Origin of the sequence: Streptomyces sp. T12, assembly GCF_028736035.1 — a bacterium.
Lineage (GTDB): Bacteria > Actinomycetota > Actinomycetes > Streptomycetales > Streptomycetaceae > Streptomyces.
In genome coordinates, this window is sequence record NZ_CP117866.1 from 4,737,246 (window position 1) to 4,759,763 (window position 22,518).

The following is a 22,518-nucleotide window of genomic DNA, read 5'->3' on the forward strand; positions in this document are numbered from 1 at the left end:
TCACCTGCGGCGCACCAGCCGCCGGAACCCGAAGACCACGACGCAGGCGACGAGCACGGCGATGGCGCCGACCTTGAGGTCGCCGGTCCTGCCGCTGCCGCTGCCGCCGTCGTCCGAGGAGGCCGAACTCCCGCCGTCGGACGACGAGCCGGAGGATCCTGCGTCCCCGGGGGCGTCCTTCGCCACGACGTTGCTGTTGGCGCCCTCGCTGCCGAGCATGATCTTCGTGCCGTCGGTGGAGTAGGAGAGGGACTCCCCCTGCCCCAGCGGCACGCTGATGCGCTCCAGCCGCTTGAGCTTGCCGCCGTTCCAGTCGTAGGCGATGCCGCCGAAGTAGCCGCGTACGGCGAGGGTTTCGCCGTCCGGGGAGAAGGCGGCGTCGGTGGCCCACAGGTCGACCGGGGTGATGGGCCTGAAGACGTTCGTGCCGGTGGCGGAGAGCTTGGCCGGCGCCTCGTACAGGTGCCCGCCGTCCTCCTGCTTGTCGATGATGTAGACGCGTCCGGTCTTGGGGTGCACGACGAGGGACTCGGCGTCTCGGGGCCCGTCGGCGTACTTCACCACGTACTGCGTGGCACGGATCGTCCGGTCCTTGAGCGTCTTCGGCTCGGGCAGCCGGTAGACCCACACATAGGGCCACTCCACACCGTCGTTGTCGCCGATGTCGCCGACGTAGATCTCGTTGCCCGGCCCCATGGCGATCGCCTCCACGTCGCGCGGGGTGCCCACGCCGGTCATGGTGATCGTCGCGACGGTCTCGCCGGTGCTGCTGTCGACGGCGTAGAGGTAGGCGCCCTTGTCCTGGTCGTTGTGCGTCCAGTAGATGCCGGGGTGCTGACGCGACGCGGCGAGGCCGCTGGACTCCGTGATGCGCGGGTCCTTGATCGTGAAGTCCTCGTCGCCGTCGGCGGCGGAGGCGGGCAGGGCGCACGCGCCCGCGAGCAGGAATCCGGCGAGAAGGGCGATCGGTCGGCGCATGTCCCCAAGCCTGCCATCCGGCCCGGTGATTCGGCGGCCGGGTGGGCAGCGGGGTGAACTGCTCCGGGAGTGTCAGGCTTCACACCCCGCCCGCCCCTACCGACAGGTAGCGATCGTCCATCATGAGCGGATGCTCAGGTTCATGCCCGTCGGCGACTCCCAGACCATCGGCAGCGCCGGCGAACACACATGGCGCTACCGCATGTGGCAGCACCTGCGTGAGACGTACGGCGGCCCCTTCGCCCTCGTCGGCCCGCGCGAGACGCTGTACGACAAGGCGATGGACGCGCCCACGTCGTACGAGTACGCCGACCCCGACTTCCCCCGCGCCCACCTCGCCGGCTGGGGCGAGGGCTGGCTGCACATGGCCCCGCTGATCGGCGAGGCGGTGCGGTCGTACCGGGCGGATGTGCTGCTGGTGTCGCTGGGCCTGATCGACCTGGGCTTCTACACGAACGCGGAGCAGACCGCGGAGAACGTACGGGGGTTCGTGGCCGCGGCGAGGGCGGCGAACCCGAAGGTGCGGATGGCCGTGCTGCCGGTGATCCCGAACGTCCGCGCCACATCGGACGCGCCCTTCGCCGCCGAGGTCACCCGCTTCAACGAACTGCTGGCCAAGGCGGTGGCGGACCTGGACGAGCCACGCTCGCCCCTGCTCCTGGCCTCCCCTCCCCCGTCGTACGACATCCACCTCGACACGTACGACGGCACGCACCCGAACGCGAGCGGCGAGCACAAGATCGCGGAGGCCTTCGCGGACGCGATGTATCAGGCGTGGGGGCTGGGCGAGCCGTACGAGGCCGCCTGACGGTTGATGGCGTCCACGAGGATGTCGGGGCAGGGGGGACGCCGTCCTGTACGACGACGATGAGCTCGACGGGGCGGGCGCCGTCTCCTACGCCGGACACCTTGCGCAACTCACCGAGCAGTTCCCGGCGCCACCGAGGATGGCGGAGCTGTGGAGGTGGATGCCGAGGGTGCGGTGGAGGAGGGGCTGGGTGTCCGGGGCAGGCCTGTGAGCTTCCTCTCCGTGTCGCGGTCACTGTGCGTATCGTTTTAGTGCGCGGCTGCACTCGTCCATGGGGGCAGCCGGGGAGGAGCGCCAGATGACCGTCCTGGAAGACAGGATCGAGATCGATATGGCCGACGAGAACACCAAGCGCTTGGACGAGTGGTTCGAGCGGCTTGAGCGACTGCCCGTCCCCGAGGGATACAAGGTTGAGATCGTCGGGGGCTACGTCCACATAACTCCGCAGCGGGACATCCACTGGGAAACCATTCGCGAGATCCTTTGGGCCCTCGAAGACCGCTTCGGAAGGCGGAACGGGCGGATTTTCTCGGATGCCCGGGTCGACTTCCCCGGCCATCAGAACGGCTTCTGCCCCGACGTGGCCAAATTCCGCAGCGGCGCGACGAAGGACAAGAACGGCCGCTGGCGGTACGAGGACATCGAGTTCGTCGGCGAAGTCATCTCGCAAGGGACGGCTCCCAACGACTACGGCCGCAAGAAGACGGCCTGCGCCACCGCCGAGGTCCCCGTGTACCTCATTGCCGACCCCTACCAGGGCAGGTGCACCGTCTACACCGAGCCCAAGGACGGGGACTATCAGTGTGAGCTGCGCGTCGACTACGGAACCGACGTCGACCTGACGACCACCCCCCTCGGCCTCACCCTCAAGACGGACGACTTCCCCCGCGACTGACGCCCCCTCTCAGAACCCCACGTCCGCCGCTCGATACGTCGGCACCCGCCGCACCCCGCTCGCCCGTTCATAGGCGTACGCCAACCGCAGCAACGTCGGCTCGCTCCACGCCGTCCCCATGAACGTCAGGCCCACCGGCAGGCCGAAGGCGAAGCCCGCCGGGACGCTGATCGCGGGGTATCCGGCGAGTGCGGCGGGGGTCGAGGCGCCGCCGCCGTAGGTGTCCCCGCGGATCAGGTCGATCTTGGCCGGGGGTCCGGAGGTCGGCATCACCAGGGCGTCCAGGCGGTGCCGGCGCAGCACCGCGTCGATGCCCTCGGCGCGCGACAGCCGGTGGTTGGTGGCCAGCGCCTCCCGATACTCACGCTCGGTGAAGTCCAGCCGGTGCACCGTCTCCAGCCCGTCCTGGCGTACGTAGCGCAGCTCGCGGTCGGCATGCGCGCGGTTGAACTCGATGAGCTCGGCGAGGCTGCGCGGGTGGTCGCCGGGCGCGGCGGCCAGGTAGGCGTTCAGCGCCCGCTTGATCTCGTACGCCTGGACGACCATCGAGCCGGGCAGGTCCTCCAGTTGCTCGGCCGTCGGGATGTCGGCCGGGTCGACGACGGTCGCACCGGCCGCGCGGAGCACGGCGATCGCCCGTTCCGCGATCTCGTCGGCGTGCTCGCTGTAGCCGAAGTACACGGCTCGCGGCACGCCGATGCGCGCACCGCGCAGCCCGTCGGCGTCCAGGAAGCGGGTGTAGTCACGGTGGAAGCGGCCACGGCTCGCCTCGGTCGCCGGGTCGCGCGCGTCGATCCCGACGAGGGTCCCGAGCAGGATCGCGGCGTCCCGGACCGTACGCGCCAGCGGCCCGACACTGTCCTGGCTCGGCACCCCGGGGATCACACCGCCGCGTCCGACCAGCCCGACGGTCGGCTTGACCCCGACGACGCAGTTCGCCGAGGCCGGGTCGATGATCGAGCCGTTGGTCTCGGTACCGATCCCGGCGACGCACAGGTTCGCCGCGACGGCGACGCCCGTACCGGAGCTGGACTCGTTCGGTGACCGGTCCAGCTTGTAGGGATTGCGGGTCTGACCGCCGCGGGCGCTCCACCCGGCGTGGTGGGTGAGCGACATCCCGCCCGCCCACTCGCTCAGGTTGGTCTTGCCGAGGATGACGGCACCGGCGGCCTGCAACCGGGCGGCGACCGTGGCGTCCCGCGCCGGCCGCAGGCCTTCCAGGGCGAGCGACCCGGCCGTCGTGTGCATCCGGTCCCCGGTCTCCACCAGGTCCTTCAGCAGGACGGGCATGCCGTGCAGCGGCCCCCGGGGACCCTGCTCGACGTCCAGCCTCCGTGCCTCGCGCAGGGCGTCGGGGTTGACCTCGATCACCGAGCGCAGGAGCGGATCGATGCGGTCGATCCGGTCCAGGTAGTAGTGGGTGAGGCGTACGGCGTCGAGCCGCCCGTCGGCCATCCGCCGACGCAGCTCCGCGATGCCCAACTCGTCGAGTTCTCCGGGGGCGCCGGCGGCGTGGGTCTGGTCTTGACCCTGGGGTTGGGCCTGGGCCGGGGCCGACCCGAGCCACGGCGTGGCCGCCGCAGCGGTGCCGAGCGCGAGCACGCTTCGGCGTGTGCTGTTCATCCGCTCCATGAACCTCGACGCTACGGACGCAACCGCCGTAACTCGCCCCGGCTGTCCCCCGGTTCCGCGCGGGAGGCATCCCCACACGGCACCTGGGGACAGCCCGAAGAGCAGCGCATTGTGCAAGCTACGCTTCCCTCACGTTGATCAGAGAAGCGAGACGCGGAGAGCAGGTGCAGCCGATGAGGAAGGGCCGCTTGGGCATTGGGATCGGTGGGGCACTGCTCGTGGGATGGCTCACCACCATTGTCGTCAGTATCAACAACGAGCCCCCCGGCGGAGCCCCTGACCTGAATTCCCTCGAAGAGCACACCGTCACGGCACTGCACAACCGGGACGCGGATGAATTCCAGCTGCTCTTCACCGAGGACAGCGTCGCCGACGACTATGCGGAGAGCTATCTGAATCGCCTCGGCGAAACGGCCGCAAATAATTCCCGAGGGGCTGTCAAAAAGTCCGCGGACGCCACGTTCGTCGTGGTCAACGGCCCCGGAACTTGCACGGCCTGGCAGGTGGTCGAAACGGAGAAGCGCTGGTATCTCGACGGAACGCCGCCCGTGCTCGACACATTGTGCAGCACCAGCGAAAAGCGGCGATAACAACTTGCCGGGGAAGATCGCCGATCATTAGCGTCAACTCCGACCGAGCAACTCAATCGCAACACGCCTCCGGCAGCGGCTGCACCGGAAGCCCGGGCAGCAGCGGATCCAAGTGCACATCCGTCACGGGCACCAAGCTCAAGGTGAAGACGGTCAGGACCACCCTCACCAAGAACCACGCCGACGACTGCGGCAAGGCCATCATCACCATCGGCTCCTGGAAGAAGACCACCGGCAAGATCTGCGAGGCCCGGGATTTCTCCTGGGGCCCGATCACCGTCAACAAGTCCTTCAGGGACGGCACCAAGGCGTGCGCCAGCATGGGTGCGGGGTGGCCTCGCGGGCCACTCCGCACCCATGCCCTCTTCTGGAGTCCCGTTCAGAACACCCCGTTCAGAACATCCCGTTCAGAACATCCCGTTGTCGTTCGCCGAAGTCTCCGGCACGTCCTGCAGCACGTCCCAGTGCTCGACGATCTTCCCGTTCCGCACCCGGAAGAGGTCGACGACCGCCTGCCCCCGCTCCCCCGGCGCGTTCACGTAGTGGCTGTGGACCGCCACCAGGTCGCCCTCGGCGATCACCCGCTTCGGCGTGACCGTGAGCTGCGGGAACGCCTCGAAGTAACCGCCCAGCCCCGACTTCACGCCCTCCACGCCGTCGGCGATCGTCGGGTTGTGCTGGTGGTACTCGGCACCCCAGTACCGGTCGACGGCGGACAGGTCCTTCTGGACGAGGAGCTGGTCGAAGGCCTTGGTGACCAGCTTCTTGTTGTACGCCGTGAGCCAGGCCGGCCCCGGCTGCTCGGTGCGCGGCCAACTCACCGTGGAGAACATGTCGTTGCCGTTGGCGGAGCCCTCCGGCACGTTCTGCCCCGCGTCCCAGTGCTCGGCGATCTTCCCGCCCTGGAAGCGGAAGATGTCGAACACGGCCTGACCGCGCGTGCCCGGCGTCAGGACCACGTGGGAGTGGACCAGCACGAGGTCGCCCTCGGAGATGACCCGCTTGACGTCGTACCGGGCGTCCGGGAACTGCTGGTGGATGGACGTGCCCAGGTTCTTCAGCGTCTCGGCGCCGTCCGGCGCGAGCGGGTTGTGCTGGATGTAGTCCGACCGCACGAAACGGTCCACGACCTCGGTGTCGCCCTGCTCGAACACGCCCTTGAGAACGCGGACGGCGACGGCCTTCTGGTAGCCGAGGCGCACGGAATCCGGGTAATCGGCGAAGGAAGCGGTGGACCCGGCAGACGCGGCGGCAGCGGCGGAAGCAGGCGCGGATGCGGCAGCCGGCACGGCGGCGGCCCCGAGCAGGGCGGCCGAGGCCAGTACCGCGACGAGGGCCCTACGGGCAGGGGAGGTGGGGGTCACGAGGCTCTCTTTCCAAGGAGATTGAAAGTTCAAGCTAGTGCTAACCAAAGGAAAGCACTAACCAGTAGTTAGCGTCAAGATCGCATGCAAAGAGCGCGCTCCAAGCCGTTGGCTGAGAGTCATGAAGTAAAGGAGGTCGAGGGCGGACGGCGCAGCTCGGGGCGGGCCTCCGACGCCCTCGCCGCCCCGGCCGTACGCGCGAAGGTCCAGGCGTACGAGGACCTGCTCGACAAGCACGGTCTGGAGCCCGGCGAGGCGGCACTGGCCTGGCTGCTCACCCACGCCGTACGGAGCTATCGCGAACTCGGCACCGAGAACCGTGCCGCCACCGTCGGCGAAGCCGTCCGGCCGGGGCTGGTCGAGCTCACCTGACGGCCCTACCGTCCGAGCGCCGCCGCGGCAGCCACGAGCACGAACATCAACACAAGCGCACCGGCCATGATCCGGTTCCGGGTTTTCGGGTCCACGCCACCGAGCCTAACCGGCCCCTCCGAGCGGCCAGCGGGCGACCGCCTCGTACCGGGGCTGCTCGCCCGCCACCCCCGACTTCGGCAGATTGCTGCGCACCAGCACCAGCTCGTCCACCGTCCACGTACGGCTCGTGAACGCTTCGAGGGCCGCGACATACGGCCGTACGGCCACCGCCGACCGGCTCCTCGCCACCGTCAGGTGGGCCTTGTACCGCCGGTGCTCCCCCATCGGCACCCCGGCCTTGCGCGCCGCCGCCTCACTGCGGTCCGCCAGCAGCCGCAGCGTCGCCAGATCCCCGTCCGCGCCCGTCCACAGGGCCCGCCCGTGCCCGAACTGCCCGCCGCCGCTGAGCGCCAGCGCGAAGGGCGTCGTACGGTGCGCGGCGCGCTCCAGGCGGGCCGACAGGTCGGGGACGAGGTCGTCGTCGACCTCGCCGTAGAAGGCGAGGGTGAAGTGCCAGCCGGGGCGGCCGGTCCAGCGCAGCCCGTCCGCGCCGGGCAGCTTCTTCAACTCGGCTACTTCGGCGGCCAGTTCGTGGGTGACGTCCTCTGGTGGCAGCACGGCGGCGAAGAGTCTCATGGGATCCAGCCTGGCACCATGACGGCATGGAGATCACCATCAGAGAAGCCGGGCCCGACGACATCCCCGCGATACTCGGCATGCTCGACAGCTGTGTGGAGTGGCTGGTCGCCCAGGGGCGCCCGGGTCAGTGGGGGACGAAGCCTCTGTCGGAGAACTCGAAGGTGGCGGAATCGGTCGCCCGGGACATGGAGGTGGGCAGCGCGTTCATCGCCGAGGTCGACGGCGTGCCGGCCGCCACCCTCACCCTCACCGACGCGCCCGGTGCCTACCTGGCCCATCTCCCGCCGCCCGGCGAGCCCGAGCGCTACATCCACTGGCTCGCCTCCGACCGCCGCTTCAAGGGGCACGGCGTGGGCAGCGCCCTGCTCGCGCACGCCGCCGAGGAGACCCGGCGCGCGGGCCTCTCGCTGCTGCGGGTGGACTGCTACGCGGGCGACGACGGCGGGCTCGTCCGCTACTACGAGAGCAACGGCTTCGTCCGCACCGAGACCTACGAGGGGAAGGACGACTGGCCGGGTCAGGTGCTGGCCCGGAGGGTTTAGTCGCCTTGGTGCCGTGAGCGTGACCATGGCCACATGTGACCCGGTCACCGTGCGTATCGTTGTACTGCGCGGCTGTCCGTGACCGAGCGGCGGCCGGGGAGGAGCGCCACGATGACCGTCATTGAAGACAGGATCGCGATGGCCGAGAGCGACACACGCTGGCTCGACGAGATGTTCGAGCGGCTCGAGAAGATGCCCGTCCCCGAGGGATACAAGGTCGAGATCGTCGAGGGGACCATCTACATGTCGCCGCAGCGGGACATCCACTGGGAGACCATTCGCAGGATCGTCCGGGCCCTTGAAGACGCGTTCGGCATGGACGTCAAGGTGCTCTCGGACGTCCGCATCGACTTCCCCGGCCACAAGAACGGTCTCGCCCCGGACGTGGCGAAACTGCGCGACGGTGCCCAGAAGAACTCCGAAGGCGGCTGGCGCTACGAAGATGTGGAGTTCATCGCCGAGGTCATCTCCAAAGACACGGCGAAGAACGACTACGGCCCCAAGAAGACCGCATACGCCCTCGCCGAAGTCCCCGTCTACCTCATCGCCGACCCTTACACCGGCAAGTGCCGCCTGTTCACCCAGCCCAAGGACGGCGACTACGTGAGCGACACGTCCATCACCTACGGCGGGGACGTCGACATGACCACCGCCCACCTCGGCCTCGTCCTCAAGACCGACCAGCTCCCCCGCGACTGACGCGGACCTCCGCCCCTACGCCACCGTCGCCAACTGCTCCTGCTCACGCGGCACGAACCGCACCTGCGGATGGCCGTGGTTCCAGCCGACCGAGAGCCTGAGGCCGCCCACCCGGGCCAGGACCAGGGCGATGGTGACGGCCGCGGCGGCGGTGATCGCGCCGCCCACCGCCAGGCCCGCCCGGACGCCGTACGCGTCCGTGATCCAGCCGGCGATCGGTGCGCCCAGCGGTGCGCCGCCCATGAACACCATCATGTACAGGGCCATCACCCTGCCGCGCATGCTCGGGTCGGTGGACATCTGGATGCTGCTGTTGGCGGTGACGTTCACCGTCATGCCGAACATGCCGATGGGGACCATGAGCAGCGCGAACAGCCACAGGGAGGGGGCGAGAGCGGCCACCATCTCCATGGCGCCGAAGGCCACCGCCCCCGCGATCAGCACCCGCATCCGGGCCGTACCGCGCCGGGCCGCGAGCAGGGCGCCTGCCAGGGAGCCCACCGCCATCAGCGTGTTGAAGAGGCTGTAGGAGCCGGCGCCCGCGCGGAAGACGTCGTCGGCGAAGGCCGACAGATAGACGGGGAAGTTGAAGCCGAAGGTGCTGACGAACCCGGCGAGGGCGATGGTCCAGATCAGCTCCGGGCGCCCGGCGACATACCGCAGCCCCTCTCGCATCTGCCCCTTGCCCCGCGGGGCCCGCTCGACGACGTACAGCTCACGCGCCCGCATCAGCAGCAGTCCGGTGATGGGCGCGACGAAGGACAGGCCGTTGGCGAGGAACGCCCAGCCCGTGCCGACACCGGTGATCATCAGGCCGGCGACGGCGGGGCCGACCAGGCGGGCGGACTGGAAGTTCGCCGAGTTGAGGCTCACCGCGTTCTGGAGCTGGTCGGGGCCGACCATCTCGGAGACGAAGGACTGGCGGGCCGGGTTGTCGACGACCGTGGCGAGGCCTACGGCGAAGGCGGCGAGGTAGACGTGCCAGACCTGGACGTGTCCGGTGAGGGTGAGGACGGCGAGCGCGATACCGGTGAGGGCCATCGACGTCTGTGTGACGAGCAGCGTGCGGCGCTTGGGCAGCCGGTCGACGAGGACGCCGCCGTAGAGGCCGAAGAGCAGCATCGGCAGGAACTGCAGGGCCGTCGTGATGCCGACGGCGGTGGCGGAGCCGGTGAGGCTGAGCACCAGCCAGTCCTGGGCGATGCGCTGCATCCAGGTGCCGGTGTTGGAGACGACCTGGCCGAGGAAGAACAGGCGGTAGTTCCTGACCTTCAGCGAGCTGAACATCGAGGACTTGCGGGTCTTGGAAACGGATATGGGGTCGTAGGTGCCTGGTGCGGGGGCGGAAGCTGCTCCGGATCCCGTACTCAATGGGGGTTCGCCTCCTCGCGAAGATGGCTTACAGGTGTGCGAGCTTCTCCAGCACGGGGGCGGCGGCGCGCAGTTTCGCCCACTCGTCCTCGTCGAGGCCCTCGACCAGGGCGGCCAGGAAGGCGTTGCGCTTGCGGCGGCTCTCCTCGAGCATCGCCTCGGCCTGCTCGGTCTTCGTGACGACCTTCTGGCGCCGGTCCTCCGGATGCGGCTCCAGACGGACCAGTCCCTTGGCCTCCAGCAGGGCGACGATGCGGGTCATCGACGGCGGCTGGACGTGCTCCTTGCGGGCGAGCTCACCTGGGGTGGCCTTGCCGCAGAGGGAGAGGGTGCCCAGCACCGACATCTCGGTGGGGCTCAGCGACTCGTCGACCCGCTGGTGCTTGAGCCGGCGTGACAGTCGCATCACGGCGGAACGCAGAGAGTTCACGGCGGCAGCGTCGTCGCCATGGGTAAGGTCCGACATGTTCTTTAGCATAACTCATTACCCTGACTAAAGACCACTAGGTTCAGTATCACCCATCCGGGTGATCCCGCGGCGGAACGTGACACGGCGGACCGGCGGGTGCCGTAACCCTCGTGTCCATGGGGACCAGCGTGCTCAGCCTGCGGATAGACCACGAGCTGCTCGAACGACTCCGGGAGCACGCGGCAAAAAGAGGAATGAGCGTCCAGGACTACGTCGTCCGGACGCTCATCCGCGATGACTTCGACGAGCGGTTCCAGTCCGCGGTCGAGGAGACCGAGAAGTTCTACGGGCTTACGTGAGACCCAGCGCCGGCATCAGGTAGTAGAAGCCGAACACCGCCGCCACGACGTACATCGCGACCGGCACCTCGCGGCCCCGCCCGGCGGCCAGGCGCAGCACCGCGAAGGTGATGAAGCCCATGCCGATGCCATTGGTGATCGAGTAGGTGAACGGCATCATCACCATCGTCACGAAGGCCGGGATCGCGACCGTGTAGTCGGCCCAGTCGATCTCCTTAACGGAGTTCGCCAGGATCAGGAAGCCGACCGCGAGCAGGGCCGGGGTGGCCGCCTGGGACGGGACCATCGTGGCGACGGGCGTCAGGAACAGCGCCACACCGAACAGGGCGCCGGTGACGACGTTCGCGAATCCGGTACGGGCACCCTCGCCGACGCCGGCTGTGGACTCCACGAAGGCCGTGGTGGCCGAGGAGGAGCTGGCGCCGCCCGCGGCGACGGCGAGGCCGTCGACGAACAGGACCTTGTTGATGCCGGGCATCTGGCCCTGGGCGTCGGTCAGCTTGGCCTCGTCGCTGACGCCCATGATCGTGCCCATGGCGTCGAAGAAGCAGGACAGCAGGACGGTGAAGACGAAGAGGACGCCGGTCAGCGCGCCGACCTTCTCGAAGCCGCCGAACAGGCTGACCTGGCCGATCAGGCCGAAGTCGGGGCTGGCGACGGGGTTGCCGGGCCACTTGGGGGTCGTCAGGCCCCAGGACGGCACGTTCGCGACCGCGTCTATGAATACGGCGAGCACGGTCATCGTGACGATGGAGATGAGGATCGCGCCGGAGACCTTGCGCACGATCAGTGCGAGGGTGAGCAGCGCGCCGAGGACGAAGACCAGGACCGGCCAGCCGTTGAGGTGACCGTCGCCGCCCAGCTGGAGGGGCACGGTCGTCTGGGCGGCGTCCGGGATGCGGGAGACGAAGCCGGAGTCGACGAGGCCGATCAGCATGATGAACAGGCCGATGCCGATGGAGATGGCCTTGCGCAGGCTGTAGGGCACGGCGTTCATGACGCGCTCGCGCAGACCGGTGGCGACCAGCAGCATGACCACGAAGCCCGCGAGCACCACCATGCCCATGGCGTCCGGCCAGGACATCCGCGGCGCGAGCTGGAGCGCGACGACCGAGTTCACGCCCAGACCGGCGGCGAGCGCGATCGGCACGTTGCCGATGACGCCCATCAGCAGCGTGGTGAACGCCGCTGTCAGGGCCGTGGCGGTGACCAGCTGGCCGTTGTCCAGCTGATTGCCGTACATGTCCTTCGCGCTGCCGAGGATGATCGGGTTCAGCACGATGATGTAGGCCATCGCGAAGAAGGTGGCGAGACCGCCGCGGATTTCACGGGGCAGCGTGCTGCCGCGTTCGGAGATCTTGAAGAAGCGGTCGAGTGCGCCGTATGCGGGGCCGGCTCCCGGCTGTTCAGGGGCGGGGACCTTGGCGGGGGCCGAGGAGGGCATGTGTTCGGTGTTTCCTACGAAGAGAAGTGGTCAGACACAAACCGTTTCAGTATGAACATATAAGGACTGGATCGGCCATCTCCGCGCGTAGATCTGATCGCCTCGTAAGCTGTCCTCCATGGCCGCATTCTTTTCGGGATCCCCCAAGCATGAGGCGCCGGAGCCCCTGGAAGGGCCCGTGGTCGCCACCATCACCGGCGGCACGATCATCTGGTTCGTCCTCTTCGTCGTTCAGCTGCCGTTCTACGGCTGGTTCGACGACCACGGCCACACCCGGTGGGTGTGGACCTGCCTGGCCGGCGGGGGCCTCGGGCTCATCGGCATCTGGTACGTCCGCAGGCGTGACGCGGCGATCAAGCGGGCGGCGGCCGCCGCGGAACCCCGGGAAACCACCGGCGAACCCCAGTCGTCCTGAGGTGCCGCCCCTACAACCACGGCACGACGCGCCGTCCTCCCCAGGTCGGAACTTCCGGTCACTCGGCGGGTGAAGCCGTAAATCCGCACGTACCGTCGAATGCATGACGCATACCGACGCGGGCGCCGAAGTGGACAACCCTGTGCACCCCGCCCCCGCCCCGGTGGCGACGGGCGGGCTCACCGCGGCCGAGGTGGCCGAGCGAGTGGCGCGGGGGCAGGTCAACGACGTGCCGGTGCGCAGCAGCCGGTCCATGGCCGACATCGTCCGCGCCAACATCTTCACCCGTTTCAACGCCATCATCGGCGTGCTCTGGATGATCATGCTGGGCGTGGCGCCGATCCAGGACAGCCTGTTCGGCTTCGTGATCCTCGCCAACACCGGCATCGGGATCATCCAGGAGTGGCGGGCGAAGAAGACCCTCGACTCGCTCGCCGTGATCGGTGAGGCGCGGCCCACCGTGCGGCGGGACGGGGCCGCCGCCGAGGTCAGCACCTCGGAGATCGTGCTGGACGACCTGATAGAGATCGGGCCGGGGGACAAGGCCGTCGTGGACGGGGTGTGCGTCGAGGCGGACGGGCTGGAGATCGACGAGTCGCTGCTCACCGGGGAGGCCGATCCGGTCGTCAAGCGGCCGGGGGATCGGGTGCTGTCGGGCAGTTTCGTCGTCGCCGGGGGCGGTGCCTTCCAGGCCACCAAGGTCGGGCGCGAGGCCTACGCCGCCCAGCTCGCCGAGGAGGCCTCGCGGTTCACGCTGGTCCACTCCGAGCTGCGCTCCGGCATCTCCACCATCCTCAAGTACGTGACCTGGATGATGATCCCGGCCGCGATCGGCCTGATCATCACCCAGTTGGTCGCCAAGGACAACGAGCTCGACGACTCGATCGCCCGGACCGTCGGCGGCATCGTCCCCATGGTCCCGGAGGGCCTCGTGCTCCTCACCTCGGTCGCCTTCGCCATCGGCGTCATCCGGCTCGGCCGCCAGCAGTGCCTGGTCCAGGAACTCCCCGCCATCGAGGGCCTCGCCCGCGTCGACACCGTCTGCCTCGACAAGACCGGCACCCTCACCGAGGGCGGCATGGACGTCACCGAGCTGCGGCCCCTGGGCGGCAGCGACGAGGAGTACATACGGAAGGTGCTGGGCGCCCTCGGCGAGTCCGACCCCCGCCCGAACGCGTCCCTCCAGGCCGTCATCGACGCCTACCCCGACGCCGAGGACTGGCGCTGCACCGAGTCCCTGCCCTTCTCCTCCGCCCGCAAGTACAGCGGCGCCACGTTCAGCGAGGGCAACTGCGAGGCCAGTACATGGCTGCTGGGCGCCCCCGACGTGCTCCTGCCCACCGACGACCCGGCCCTGGCCGAAACCGATCGGCTGAACGAACAGGGACTACGGGTCCTGCTGCTCGCCCGCGCCGGCCGCGACCTCGACGATCCCGACGTCGCGGACGGCGCCAAGCCCGCCGCCCTCGTCGTACTGGAACAGCGGCTGCGGCCCGACGCCGCCGACACCCTGCGCTACTTCGCCGAGCAGAACGTCCGCGCCAAGGTGATCTCCGGGGACAACGCCGTGTCCGTGGGGGCGGTCGCGAACAAGCTCGGGCTGAGCGGTACGACGGTCGATGCGCGCCGGCTCCCCCAGGACAAGGACGACATGGCGACGGCCCTCGACGACGCCACGGTGTTCGGACGGGTCACCCCGCAGCAGAAGCGGGACATGGTGGGCGCGCTCCAGTCCCACGGGCACACCGTCGCCATGACCGGCGACGGCGTGAACGACGTCCTGGCCCTGAAGGACGCCGACATCGGCGTGGCGATGGGTTCGGGCTCGGAGGCGACCCGGGCGGTCGCTCAGATCGTGCTGCTCAACAACAGCTTCGCGACGCTGCCGTCGGTGGTCGCCGAGGGGCGGCGGGTGATCGGCAACATCACGCGGGTCGCGACGCTGTTCCTGGTGAAGACCGTCTACTCGGTGCTGCTGGCGCTGATGGTGGTGTTCTGGCAGGTGGAGTACCCCTTCCTGCCCCGCCATCTGACCCTGCTCTCCACCCTCACCATCGGCGTCCCGGCCTTCTTCCTGGCCCTCGCGCCCAACAGGGAACGCGCGCAACCCCATTTCGTACGGCGCGTCATGCGGTACTCGATCCCGGGCGGGCTGGTGGCCGCGGTGGCGACCTTCGCGACGTACCTGATCGCCCGGCACTACTACAGCGGGGCGGACGCGCTGGACGCGGAGACCAGCGTCGCCACGCTGACGCTGTTCCTGATCTCGATGTGGGTCCTGGCCATCATCGCCCGGCCGTACACGTGGTGGCGGGTCACGCTCGTGGCCGCGATGGGCCTCGGGTTCCTGCTGGTGCTGGTCGTGCCATGGCTGCAGGAGTTCTTCGCGCTGCGGCTCGTCGGGGTGACGATGCCGTGGATCGCGGTGGGGATCGCGGGGGTGGCGGCGGTCGCCCTGGAGTTCACGTGGAAGTGGGTCGACCGCCGTTTCCCGGCGTAGCCGCTGCGCTCGGCTACTGGACGTCGACGAAGTCGCCGGTCGCGTTGACCGCGGGGGTCGTCGTCGTGCCCGCGAAGGTGTAGCGGAAGTAGCCGTCCTCGGTGGCCTTGACCGTGGTCTTCAGGTCGCCCGTGGCGTTGGTCTTGATGGTCTTCACCGTGGTGTAGGTGTTGCTGTTCTTCTTACGGAACTGCAGGTTCACCGGCTGCTCGACGTAGCCGTTGTACGTGCCGCGGTCCCAGTTGGCGCGGGACAGCTTGCCGGTGACGGTGATGGTCCTGCCCTTCTTCACCGGCTCCGGCGAGGCGTTCACCGTCAGCTTGGAGAAGCGCTGCATCAGCGTGGTGCCGAGACCGCTCTGGCCCTTGTAGCCGACCTTGGTGATGTCGAAGGTCTCGCCCGCCGGGTCCTGGCCGTTGAAGGCGGTGGCCTCGGCCGCGGCCCGCCACGTCCCGGCGTCCGAGTTGAGCAGCTCGTGGTTGCCCGGGTAGACGTCGATGGTGCCCTTGCAGTTGGCGGTGGTCGCGGAGGTCGCGGTGCACTTGGCCGGCTTGTTGCCGTAGAGCATGTTGTCCGGCGCGGTGGCGGAGCCCCGGTAGACGAGGGGGTCGGTGATGAAGTCGGCGGCGGCGATGTTGACATCCTCGCCGTGGGTCAGCGTGTACGTCACCGTGGCCGCGACGTGCTCGGTCGTGCCGACCTTGATCGCCTTGGCGATCTTGAAGTTGGAGAAGGTGACGTTCAGGGCGTACGGCTTGCCCTCCTCGGCCGGGGCCCTGCCGGACGCGGCGTGGGCGGCCTGGCGGATCTTCGCGACGTCCGCGCGCTGGGCGGCGGCGGAGTCGTCGGCCTGTGCGGCCGGAACGGCGAGGGCGGAGAGGGCCAGGGCGCCGGAGACGGCGGCCACGGTGGCTCTGATGCGCATGCGTTCCCCTGGTACGGAAAGGGGCCCCGCTGGTCGTCGTTCCGTGCACTGCCGGTCACGTCGGGGCCCGAGTGATCGTGGGGCCTGTTGACCCATGTGATCAGATAGGCGACGGGGGTGGCCGGTTGTGTCGTCGGCGAGGAAAGTTCGTGAGCTTCGTCACGAACTCCCAGTGGAAGCAGGGGAGTTCGTGACGCATGCCCTATTTCTCTCTTACTGCCCTGCTATCTACTGCACGTCGACGAAGTCACCCGTGGCGCTGACCGCCGGGGTCGTCGCGGTGCCCTCGAAGCGGTACCGGAAGTAGCCGTCCGTGGACGCGGTGACTGTGGTCTTCAGGTCGCCGTAGGTGTTCGTCTTGATGGTCTTCAGCGTGGTGTAGGTGCTGGAGCCCTTCTTGCGGAACTGCAGCTTCACCGGCTGAGTGGAGTAGCCCGCGTACTTGTGGGTCTCCCAGTTGGCGCGCGTCAGCTTGCCGGTGACCGTGATGGTCTTGCCCTTCTTCACCGGCTCCGGCGAGGCGTTCACGGTCAGCTTGGAGTAACGCTGCAGCTTGGTGGTGCCCAGGCCGTCCTGCTCGGCGTAACCGACCTTGCTCCAGTCGATGTCCTCGGCGAGCGGGTCCTGGTCGTTGAAGTCGTACGCGTAGCCGCCGGCCTTCCACGTGGCGGCGTCGACGTTCTCCAGCTCGAAGTCCGGATAGATGTCGATGGTGCCCTTGCAGTTGGCGGTGGTGGCGGAGGTCGCCGTGCAGACCGGCCAGTCGTCGCCGAAGAGCAGGTTGTCCCACTCGGCGTAGGAGGCGCCGCGGTAGATCTCCACGTCCAGGTAGAAGTCGGGGGCGCTGAGGTCGATGTCCGCGGCGTGCGTGACCTTGTACGTCACCGGGACGGTCACCTGGTTGGCGATGCCCGCGACGATCGGCTTGCCGTTGTTGACCTTCACGTCGGAGAAGGAGAGGTCCAGGGCGTACGGCGTGCCCTCGTCCTCGGCGGCGTAGGTGCTGCGGGCGGAGCCGCCGGCGTCGGCCTGACGCGCGGCCTGCACGGCCGCCCGGACGTCTTCCTTGCCGTACGAGGGGGCGTCGGCGGCCTGCGAGGCCGGCACGGCGAGGGCGGAGAGGGCCAGGGCGCCGGAGACGGCGGCCACGGTGGCTCGGATGCGCATGCGCTCCCCAGGAGTATGAGGGACCCGGCGATGGTCGTCACGGGACCGTAGTGATGGTGGAATCGGGAACCGCCCGGCGCCGGAAGAACCGGCACCGGGCGGCAGACGTCCCGTCGCGCTACTGACTAGCGGACGTCGATGAAGTCACCCGTGGCGCTGATCGCCGGGGTGGTCGTGGTGCCCTCGAAGCGGTAGCGGAAGTAGCCGTCCGCGGAGGCGGTGACCGTGGTCTTCAGGTCGCCGTAGGTGTTCGTCTTGATGGTCTTCAGCGTGGTGTAGGTGCTGGTGCCGTTCTTGCGGAACTGCAGCTTCACCGGCTGGGTGGAGTAACCGTTGTACGTGCCGCGGTCCCAGTTGGCGCGGGTCAGCTTGCCCGTGACGGTGATGGTCTTGCCCTTGGCGACGGGCTCCGGCGAGGCGTTCACCGTCAGCTTCGAGGCGCGCTGCACCAGGAAACTCTTGGCGTTCTCCTTCAGGACGTAGTCGGCGTCGTGACCCGCGGCGATCGCCCAGACCTTCCAGGAGCCGGCCGCGAAGTTGCCCACGTTGTAGCCCGGGTCGAGGTCGAAGGTCGACTTGCAGTTCGACGTGGTGGCGCTGACCACGGTGCAGGTGGCACGGCCGTCGCTGCTGTTGGCCACGGCGCCCGTGTCGGAGCTGTCCATGTCGGCACCGTGGTACAGGATCGCCTGCGCCCAGTCGACGCCCGAGTCGTCCTTGACGGTGAAGGAGACCGTGATGGTCTTCGTGGTCGTCGCTCCGACGACCGCCGCCTTGCCGCCGTTCACGACGACGTTCGAGATCGTCGTGTCGCCCTCGACCTCGTCGGCCTGCGCGGCCGGGACGGCGAGAGCGGAGAGGGCCAGGGCACCGGTGACGACGCCGAGGGTGGCACGCATGCGCATGTGTCGTTCCCCACGTGGAGAAGGGGGTCCCGGCGCCGGTCGCGTGTCGTACCAAGCGGCCCAGGGCGCCTTGCGGGACCCGAGTGATCAGGGAGCCTGTTGGCTCGCATGATCAGATTCACGACACAAGTGAAAGGTTGTACGACTCCTGAAGAATTTGTGCGAGAAGTTTCAAGATCAGCCCCGGAAGGTGGAATCGTGACCGTGTACTTCCTCGTGGGGCCGTCCGCGGGGACGGCCCCTGTTGCTCGGACGGCCCCTGTCGCTCAGTCGAACCAGCGATCGCGGGCCAGTTCCGCCGTCCTGGACGGGTCCTCCAGCAACGCCGCCACCTCGAACCGCCGCGGCCACTGCCTCGCCGCCCACGCGAGCCCGGCCGCGACACCCTCCAGGGTGGACGCGTGCAGCACCCCGTCATCCGTGAGCCGCCAGTCGATCTCCACCCCGTCGACCACGAGCTCCTCGTGCTCGACGTACGACTGAGGCGTCCGCGCCCCCAGCAGCAGCCGCACCGACTCCGGTACGTCATGCTCGGCGCCCTCGCTCGTCACCTCCCCGGTGACGGACTCGCTCAGCCGCCGCACCTGGAACAGCTCGGCCAGTTCGGCGGCCCGCGTCGGCCGTACCGGCAGCAGCGGCACGCCCTCGGTGAAGGGCAGCAGATCCGGCGAGTCGACGACCACCGCGTCCGCCGCGTCCACGACCTCGACCCGCCCGTCGACGACCGCCCGAAGCTCGTCCGGCAGGGTCACCTGCTCAGGGTCCAGGTCGGCCAAGGCACCGTACAGAGCGTGCAGTTGGGGCGAGGTGACGGGACGCTCCGGGTCGGCGAGCCGGTCGAGCAGCTCGGCGGCGCCGCCCGGCTCCTCCAGCAGCGCGGCGACCGACGTCCGCACGCCCAGCGCCCGCAGCACCTGCTCGTCCTCGAAGCCGGTCGCGTCCGCCTCGTCGTACAGGCCGCGCAGGAGCGGGTCGCCGCCGGAGGCGAGGAGACCGGCCGGGCGGCGGCCGTCCAGCACCGGGTTCCCCCGCAGCCACCAGGCCGTGTACGGCCGTACGACCTCATGCGTGCCGTCCGGCAGCAGGATCCGCACCTGCTGGGTCAGCGCGTCCCGCAGGGGCGGCTGGGCCAGCAGCGCGAGGGCCTGGGGCCACTTGCCGTCGTCCACCAGATCCAGGTCGCGTACGGCGATCAGCTCGGTGGCGACCGGCGGTACGGGCGTGTCCGGGAAGCGGTCGAGGATGTCCTCGCTCCAGACGTCCACGGCGTCCAGCAGACCCGCGTCGTCGGGCTCGGCGAAGTCGCCTTCGCGCGGCTCCAGTTCGTCCGGATCGAGGACGACGTCCGTGGCCCGGACGAGGGCGAAGTTGGCGAGAACACCACAGGCGGCGAGCGGCTGCTCGCCCCACTTCTCGGCCAGCTCGGCGTCGACGGTGGCGAGTTCGTCCTCCCGCATGACCTGGGCGAAGGGGCTGCCGGGCAGGACGAGTTCGCCGGCGGGCGCCAGCTCCCCCTCCTCGTCGGGCAGCGCGAGGGCGCCGAGCCACGGCTCGTCACCGGGCTCCAGGCCCGCGTCCCGCACCAGGGCGAGCACGGTGTCGGCCAGTTCCTCGGCGTCCGGAGCGTCCTCCTCCCAGCTCACGCCCCCGTCGTCGTCCAGGGAGGCGGCGACGGCGGCTCGCACCTGGGGCGTGGTGAGGACCGCGCGGGGCGTGGCCGGCAGGGCGCCGAGCTTCTCCAGGAGCGGGTGGGCGGCGTCCGGGTGGGCGACCTTGAGGCCGAGGCGGGCGAGGATCTCGGGGTCGATGGGGGCGCCGTCGGGGGTGGGGAGCAGGACCTGCCGGGGCCCGATGGTGGTGCGCCCGTCGGCGAGCGGCACGGGGAGGCCGGACAGGCGGTCCGGGTCGACCCCGGCGAGGCTGTCGTAGAGCCGCCGCCACCAGCTCGGCGCCTTCTCCAGTCCGGCGAGCCGGTCGATGGCGTCGGTGAGCGGGACGCGGGCGACGCCCAGGGTCCGCAGCTCCACGCGCCGTTCGAGCCCGGCGGGGAGGAGGGTGGGCAGCACCTCGGCGAGGACGCGCACGGTGTCGGCGCCCGCGCCTTCGACGACTTCGGCGTCACGCGGCCGGAGCGACTCGGGCAGCTCCGGTTCCAGTTCGTGTGGCTCGACGGCCGGCGGGAGGGACGCCGGGTGGGCGGGCGGGAGAAACGCAGTCCGGGGCAGCCGCTCCAGGATCGCCTGGCGCAGGGCGCCGTCCAGTTCGCCCTTGCCGAGCGGCCCGGGCACGAGTCCGATGATGCCCTCGCTCACCGGGCGCCAGTCGGCGAGCAGTTCGGCGTAGGCGTCGGCCGCGCGCTGGACGAGGAAGTCGGTGAGCGGGCCGGGGGCGGCGTGGCGGCGGGTGGTGTCGAGGGGGAAGGAGGCGATGAGGAGGGCCGGGACGCCGAGGGGTTCGTCGCTGGGCGTGGGCGCGTGCAGGACGAGGGCCGTGCGGGGCCGGGCAGGGGTGCTGTCGGCGGCGTTGACGGGGACGGCCCAGGTGAGCGACCAGTGGGGCCGCAGCCGCTCCTCCACCGGGCGGTCGGCCAGAAGCTCGGGCGTGAGCGGGCCGTTCGCGGCAGCCGTACGCCAGTGGGTGACGCCGTTGCCGGAGTCCTCCACGACGGTGAACGGGCCGTCGACCCGGCGCCGCAGCGTGCGCGGCTCGCCCTCCCCGACCTCGACCACGACCTCCTCCAGGCCGGGCAGGGCGAGCAGCAGCGCGTCGTCGACGGCGTGCAGCAGCCGCTCGGCGAGATCGGCGGCGGCGGTGTCGCGCAGGGGGAGGATGACGGCGGTGTCGTACGGATCCGGGGCGGTCCCCTCGGCGGCGAACGGCAGCCGGAGGAGCGGGACGTGCCCGTCGCGGCGCCGGATCTCGTCTCCGAGGCCGGGACTGTGCCGGGCGACGTCCTGGGCCAGTTCCCGGGATTCGGCGAGGCCCCACCGGACACCACCGTGCCGCCCGACCACGGCGGGCTCGTCGGTGACGGCGATGACGGCGGCGAAGCCGACACCGAACCGGCCGACGGCGCCTTGCTGCTGGGCGTCCCGCTTGGCGGAGGCACGAAGAGTGGACAGCGACTCGACGCCGGCGGCGTCCAGCGGGGCACCGGTATTGGCGGCGACGAGAACCCCGTCCCGCAGGGTGAGCCGGAGCTTTCCGGGCACCCCTGCCCGGGCGGCGGCGTCGGCGGCGTTCTGAGCAAGCTCGACGACGAGCCGGTCCCGATACCCGCCGAGGACCAGATCCTCCTCGGCGTTGGCGTCCTCGCGGAAACGGGCGGGGCTGGTGGCCCAGGCGTCCAGCACGCCGCGGCGCAGACGGGCCGTACCGAAGGGGTCGGCACCTTCGGCTGCGGGCCGCACGAACTTGCTCACGTTGACTCTCCTCATCGGCGTGATGTTGAAGGTACCGCTTGGGGAGCGGGGCACGGAGCACAGGATGCGCGCTCATCGGGAGCCTGAGGCGACTCGCGTCACTCGGTCAGGAGTCCCTAAGCTGAGCCGGTTGATCATGTAGACGTCTCATCTGCACGGGGAGTGCCGGACCATGCTGGACCTGATCAAGGAGGCCCTCGGTCAACTGGTCACACTGGTCGTCGGAATCGTCCTGCTCGTCTGGTGGATCGGCGGTCCGGCGGTGACCGCCATCGTCTGGAGCGGGGGCGACAAGAACCTCGCGCTCCAGTTCCTGGCGGCCTGGGCGGTCATCACCGCGCTGTATCTCACGGCATCCCGACTGATCCGCCGCGCCCGGCGCGCCCGGCGCTCCTGATCCGCCCACCCGACATCCCGGCCAGGCCGGCCAGGACCGCCGGCGGGGCGGTCATTCACTCGCGGCGCTTGGCGTGACCGTTATGTCGGACGCGTCAGATACATCGGATGCGTCAGAGTCCGGAGAGTCCGAACCCTGGACCGCTCGCCGACGCGCACGCAGCCAAAGGGCTCCGCCGCCGCCCGTGACCAGCGCGAGGGCAATTCCCCCGGTCAGCCACCACAGCCATGAGGCGCTGCGATGCGTCTTGCCCGAGACCGTCATGAGCTCGAGCTCCCTCGCCCCTTCTTGCCCTTGTGGGTGACGATGACCTTCTGGGCGTACACCTGACCACGGGATTCACACCGGGTCTGCGCCACGGACGAACCGCATGTGACCATCAGCAAGGCGAGCGTCATCGCGGCCGCGAACAGCGCGTGGACGGTCATGCGGATGTGCGTCTTCTTGCCGGACACCGTCGATCTCCTCTCGATCCGCCGATCGCCGATCGCCGACGGCAGTGTCGCGGCACCCGCACGGGACCCGTCCCGGGGAATCGACACTCTTGCCCAACTCGCTTGCCCAACTCGCTTGCTGCGCTCGCAGTTGACTACATAGCATCGCGTTCACTATCGCGAATCGAACATTGTTCCGGTGCTTGGGG

General features: G+C 69.5%; 22 protein-coding genes and 1 pseudogene. 10 read left to right on the forward strand and 13 right to left on the reverse strand.

The features are described from left to right. Nucleotides 1-978, reverse strand: a complete 978-nt coding sequence (locus PBV52_RS21035; RefSeq protein WP_274240146.1) for a WD40 repeat domain-containing protein — start codon at nt 976-978, stop codon at nt 1-3. Between the two features lie 130 nt (nt 979-1,108). Here PBV52_RS21035 and PBV52_RS21040 point away from each other — a divergent pair, with 130 nt between their 5' ends. Both PBV52_RS21040 and PBV52_RS21045 read left to right on the forward strand, forming a co-directional pair. Further along, nucleotides 1,109-1,786, forward strand: coding sequence for an SGNH/GDSL hydrolase family protein (locus PBV52_RS21040; protein WP_274240147.1), 678 nt, complete (start codon nt 1,109-1,111; stop codon nt 1,784-1,786). A 298-nt stretch (nt 1,787-2,084) separates the two neighbouring features. Next, nucleotides 2,085-2,681 carry a Uma2 family endonuclease gene (locus tag PBV52_RS21045; RefSeq protein ID WP_274240149.1) on the forward strand — a complete coding sequence of 199 codons (597 nt, stop codon included), beginning with the start codon at nt 2,085-2,087 and terminating at the stop codon, nt 2,679-2,681. 9 nt (nt 2,682-2,690) lie between these two features. Here the strand turns inward: PBV52_RS21045 and PBV52_RS21050 are convergent, their stop codons facing one another. Further along, nucleotides 2,691-4,313, reverse strand: a complete 1,623-nt coding sequence (locus PBV52_RS21050; RefSeq protein ID WP_306801437.1) for an amidase — start codon at nt 4,311-4,313, stop codon at nt 2,691-2,693. Between the two features lie 188 nt (nt 4,314-4,501). Between PBV52_RS21050 and PBV52_RS21055 the strand changes: the two genes are divergently transcribed. After that, nucleotides 4,502-4,903 (forward strand): hypothetical protein, encoded by a 402-nt coding sequence (locus PBV52_RS21055; RefSeq protein ID WP_274240152.1) that lies wholly within the window; start codon nt 4,502-4,504, stop codon nt 4,901-4,903. A gap of 52 nt (nt 4,904-4,955) precedes the next feature. On the opposite strand, the gene PBV52_RS21060 is transcribed toward PBV52_RS21055, so the two are convergent. Together PBV52_RS21060 and PBV52_RS21065 are read right to left on the reverse strand one after the other, a co-directional pair. Further along, the gene (locus PBV52_RS21060) at nt 4,956-5,225 is read right to left on the reverse strand and encodes a hypothetical protein (protein ID WP_274240153.1); all 270 of its coding nucleotides are present in this window, start codon (nt 5,223-5,225) and stop codon (nt 4,956-4,958) included. An 85-nt stretch (nt 5,226-5,310) separates the two neighbouring features. Further along, the gene (locus PBV52_RS21065; RefSeq protein WP_274240154.1) at nt 5,311-6,267 is read right to left on the reverse strand and encodes a nuclear transport factor 2 family protein; all 957 of its coding nucleotides are present in this window, start codon (nt 6,265-6,267) and stop codon (nt 5,311-5,313) included. Nucleotides 6,268-6,396: 129 nt separating this feature from the next. Here PBV52_RS21065 and PBV52_RS51775 point away from each other — a divergent pair. After that, a pseudogene (locus PBV52_RS51775) lies at nt 6,397-6,639 on the forward strand (aldo/keto reductase); the annotation flags it as partial. A gap of 105 nt (nt 6,640-6,744) precedes the next feature. Here the strand turns inward: PBV52_RS51775 and thpR are convergent. Then, nucleotides 6,745-7,317: an RNA 2',3'-cyclic phosphodiesterase gene (gene thpR, locus PBV52_RS21075; protein ID WP_274240155.1), complete on the reverse strand. Its 573-nt coding sequence runs from the start codon at nt 7,315-7,317 to the stop codon at nt 6,745-6,747. 26 nt (nt 7,318-7,343) lie between these two features. On the opposite strand from thpR, the gene PBV52_RS21080 reads away from it, so the two are divergent. Together PBV52_RS21080 and PBV52_RS21085 are read left to right on the forward strand one after the other, a co-directional pair. Continuing rightward, a complete protein-coding gene (locus tag PBV52_RS21080; RefSeq protein ID WP_274240157.1) occupies nt 7,344-7,862 on the forward strand; it encodes a GNAT family N-acetyltransferase in 519 nt (172 codons plus the stop codon). A gap of 111 nt (nt 7,863-7,973) precedes the next feature. Next, entirely contained in the window at nt 7,974-8,561 is a 588-nt protein-coding gene (locus tag PBV52_RS21085) for a Uma2 family endonuclease (protein WP_274240158.1), read from the forward strand. Nucleotides 8,562-8,576: 15 nt separating this feature from the next. Here PBV52_RS21085 and PBV52_RS21090 read toward each other — a convergent pair whose 3' ends face one another. Together PBV52_RS21090 and PBV52_RS21095 are read right to left on the reverse strand one after the other, a co-directional pair. Further along, nucleotides 8,577-9,932: an MFS transporter gene (locus PBV52_RS21090; RefSeq protein WP_274240161.1), complete on the reverse strand. Its 1,356-nt coding sequence runs from the start codon at nt 9,930-9,932 to the stop codon at nt 8,577-8,579. A 28-nt stretch (nt 9,933-9,960) separates the two neighbouring features. Beyond that, nucleotides 9,961-10,398, reverse strand: coding sequence for a MarR family winged helix-turn-helix transcriptional regulator (locus PBV52_RS21095; RefSeq protein ID WP_250088454.1), 438 nt, complete (start codon nt 10,396-10,398; stop codon nt 9,961-9,963). Nucleotides 10,399-10,517: 119 nt separating this feature from the next. Here PBV52_RS21095 and PBV52_RS21100 point away from each other — a divergent pair, with 119 nt between their 5' ends. Next, entirely contained in the window at nt 10,518-10,700 is a 183-nt protein-coding gene (locus PBV52_RS21100; protein ID WP_048581217.1) for a ribbon-helix-helix protein, CopG family, read from the forward strand. On the opposite strand, the gene PBV52_RS21105 is transcribed toward PBV52_RS21100, so the two are convergent. After that, entirely contained in the window at nt 10,693-12,144 is a 1,452-nt protein-coding gene (locus PBV52_RS21105; RefSeq protein ID WP_274240169.1) for an NCS2 family permease, read from the reverse strand. The two genes, PBV52_RS21100 and PBV52_RS21105, sit on opposite strands and share 8 nt — an antisense overlap. A gap of 118 nt (nt 12,145-12,262) precedes the next feature. Between PBV52_RS21105 and PBV52_RS21110 the strand changes: the two genes are divergently transcribed. Next, nucleotides 12,263-12,559, forward strand: a complete 297-nt coding sequence (locus tag PBV52_RS21110; RefSeq protein WP_274240171.1) for a DUF2530 domain-containing protein — start codon at nt 12,263-12,265, stop codon at nt 12,557-12,559. 103 nt (nt 12,560-12,662) lie between these two features. Beyond that, nucleotides 12,663-15,059, forward strand: coding sequence for a cation-translocating P-type ATPase (locus PBV52_RS21115; protein ID WP_274240173.1), 2,397 nt, complete (start codon nt 12,663-12,665; stop codon nt 15,057-15,059). 13 nt (nt 15,060-15,072) lie between these two features. Here the strand turns inward: PBV52_RS21115 and PBV52_RS21120 are convergent, their stop codons facing one another. From PBV52_RS21120 to PBV52_RS21135, 4 genes are all read right to left on the reverse strand, one after another. Continuing rightward, nucleotides 15,073-15,984: a hypothetical protein gene (locus PBV52_RS21120; RefSeq protein WP_274240175.1), complete on the reverse strand. Its 912-nt coding sequence runs from the start codon at nt 15,982-15,984 to the stop codon at nt 15,073-15,075. 228 nt (nt 15,985-16,212) lie between these two features. Continuing rightward, a complete protein-coding gene (locus PBV52_RS21125) occupies nt 16,213-17,151 on the reverse strand; it encodes a hypothetical protein (RefSeq protein ID WP_274240176.1) in 939 nt (312 codons plus the stop codon). A gap of 125 nt (nt 17,152-17,276) precedes the next feature. Beyond that, on the reverse strand, nt 17,277-18,056 hold the full coding sequence (locus PBV52_RS21130) for a calcium-binding protein (RefSeq protein WP_274240178.1): 780 nt from the start codon (nt 18,054-18,056) through the stop codon (nt 17,277-17,279). Nucleotides 18,057-18,322: 266 nt separating this feature from the next. Continuing rightward, a complete protein-coding gene (locus PBV52_RS21135; protein WP_274240180.1) occupies nt 18,323-21,478 on the reverse strand; it encodes a sacsin N-terminal ATP-binding-like domain-containing protein in 3,156 nt (1,051 codons plus the stop codon). A gap of 172 nt (nt 21,479-21,650) precedes the next feature. Between PBV52_RS21135 and PBV52_RS21140 the strand changes: the two genes are divergently transcribed. Beyond that, entirely contained in the window at nt 21,651-21,875 is a 225-nt protein-coding gene (locus PBV52_RS21140; protein ID WP_274240181.1) for a hypothetical protein, read from the forward strand. 260 nt (nt 21,876-22,135) lie between these two features. Here the strand turns inward: PBV52_RS21140 and PBV52_RS21145 are convergent, their stop codons facing one another. Next, a complete protein-coding gene (locus tag PBV52_RS21145; RefSeq protein WP_274240184.1) occupies nt 22,136-22,330 on the reverse strand; it encodes a hypothetical protein in 195 nt (64 codons plus the stop codon). Between the last annotated feature and the right edge of the window lie 188 nt (nt 22,331-22,518).

Coding starts and splice junctions, on each gene's coding strand:
- PBV52_RS21035 (WP_274240146.1), bottom strand. CDS start 978: ATGCGCCGACCGATCGCCCTTCTCGCCGGATTCCTGCTCGCGGGCGCG.
- PBV52_RS21040 (WP_274240147.1), top strand. CDS start 1,109: ATGCTCAGGTTCATGCCCGTCGGCGACTCCCAGACCATCGGCAGCGCC.
- PBV52_RS21045 (WP_274240149.1), top strand. CDS start 2,085: ATGACCGTCCTGGAAGACAGGATCGAGATCGATATGGCCGACGAGAAC.
- PBV52_RS21050 (WP_306801437.1), bottom strand. CDS start 4,313: ATGGAGCGGATGAACAGCACACGCCGAAGCGTGCTCGCGCTCGGCACC.
- PBV52_RS21060 (WP_274240153.1), bottom strand. CDS start 5,225: ATGCTGGCGCACGCCTTGGTGCCGTCCCTGAAGGACTTGTTGACGGTG.
- thpR (WP_274240155.1), bottom strand. CDS start 7,317: ATGAGACTCTTCGCCGCCGTGCTGCCACCAGAGGACGTCACCCACGAA.
- PBV52_RS21080 (WP_274240157.1), top strand. CDS start 7,344: ATGGAGATCACCATCAGAGAAGCCGGGCCCGACGACATCCCCGCGATA.
- PBV52_RS21085 (WP_274240158.1), top strand. CDS start 7,974: ATGACCGTCATTGAAGACAGGATCGCGATGGCCGAGAGCGACACACGC.
- PBV52_RS21095 (WP_250088454.1), bottom strand. CDS start 10,398: ATGTCGGACCTTACCCATGGCGACGACGCTGCCGCCGTGAACTCTCTG.
- PBV52_RS21100 (WP_048581217.1), top strand. CDS start 10,518: ATGGGGACCAGCGTGCTCAGCCTGCGGATAGACCACGAGCTGCTCGAA.
- PBV52_RS21105 (WP_274240169.1), bottom strand. CDS start 12,144: ATGCCCTCCTCGGCCCCCGCCAAGGTCCCCGCCCCTGAACAGCCGGGA.
- PBV52_RS21110 (WP_274240171.1), top strand. CDS start 12,263: ATGGCCGCATTCTTTTCGGGATCCCCCAAGCATGAGGCGCCGGAGCCC.
- PBV52_RS21115 (WP_274240173.1), top strand. CDS start 12,663: ATGACGCATACCGACGCGGGCGCCGAAGTGGACAACCCTGTGCACCCC.
- PBV52_RS21120 (WP_274240175.1), bottom strand. CDS start 15,984: ATGCGCATCAGAGCCACCGTGGCCGCCGTCTCCGGCGCCCTGGCCCTC.
- PBV52_RS21125 (WP_274240176.1), bottom strand. CDS start 17,151: ATGCGCATCCGAGCCACCGTGGCCGCCGTCTCCGGCGCCCTGGCCCTC.
- PBV52_RS21130 (WP_274240178.1), bottom strand. CDS start 18,056: ATGCGCATGCGTGCCACCCTCGGCGTCGTCACCGGTGCCCTGGCCCTC.
- PBV52_RS21140 (WP_274240181.1), top strand. CDS start 21,651: ATGCTGGACCTGATCAAGGAGGCCCTCGGTCAACTGGTCACACTGGTC.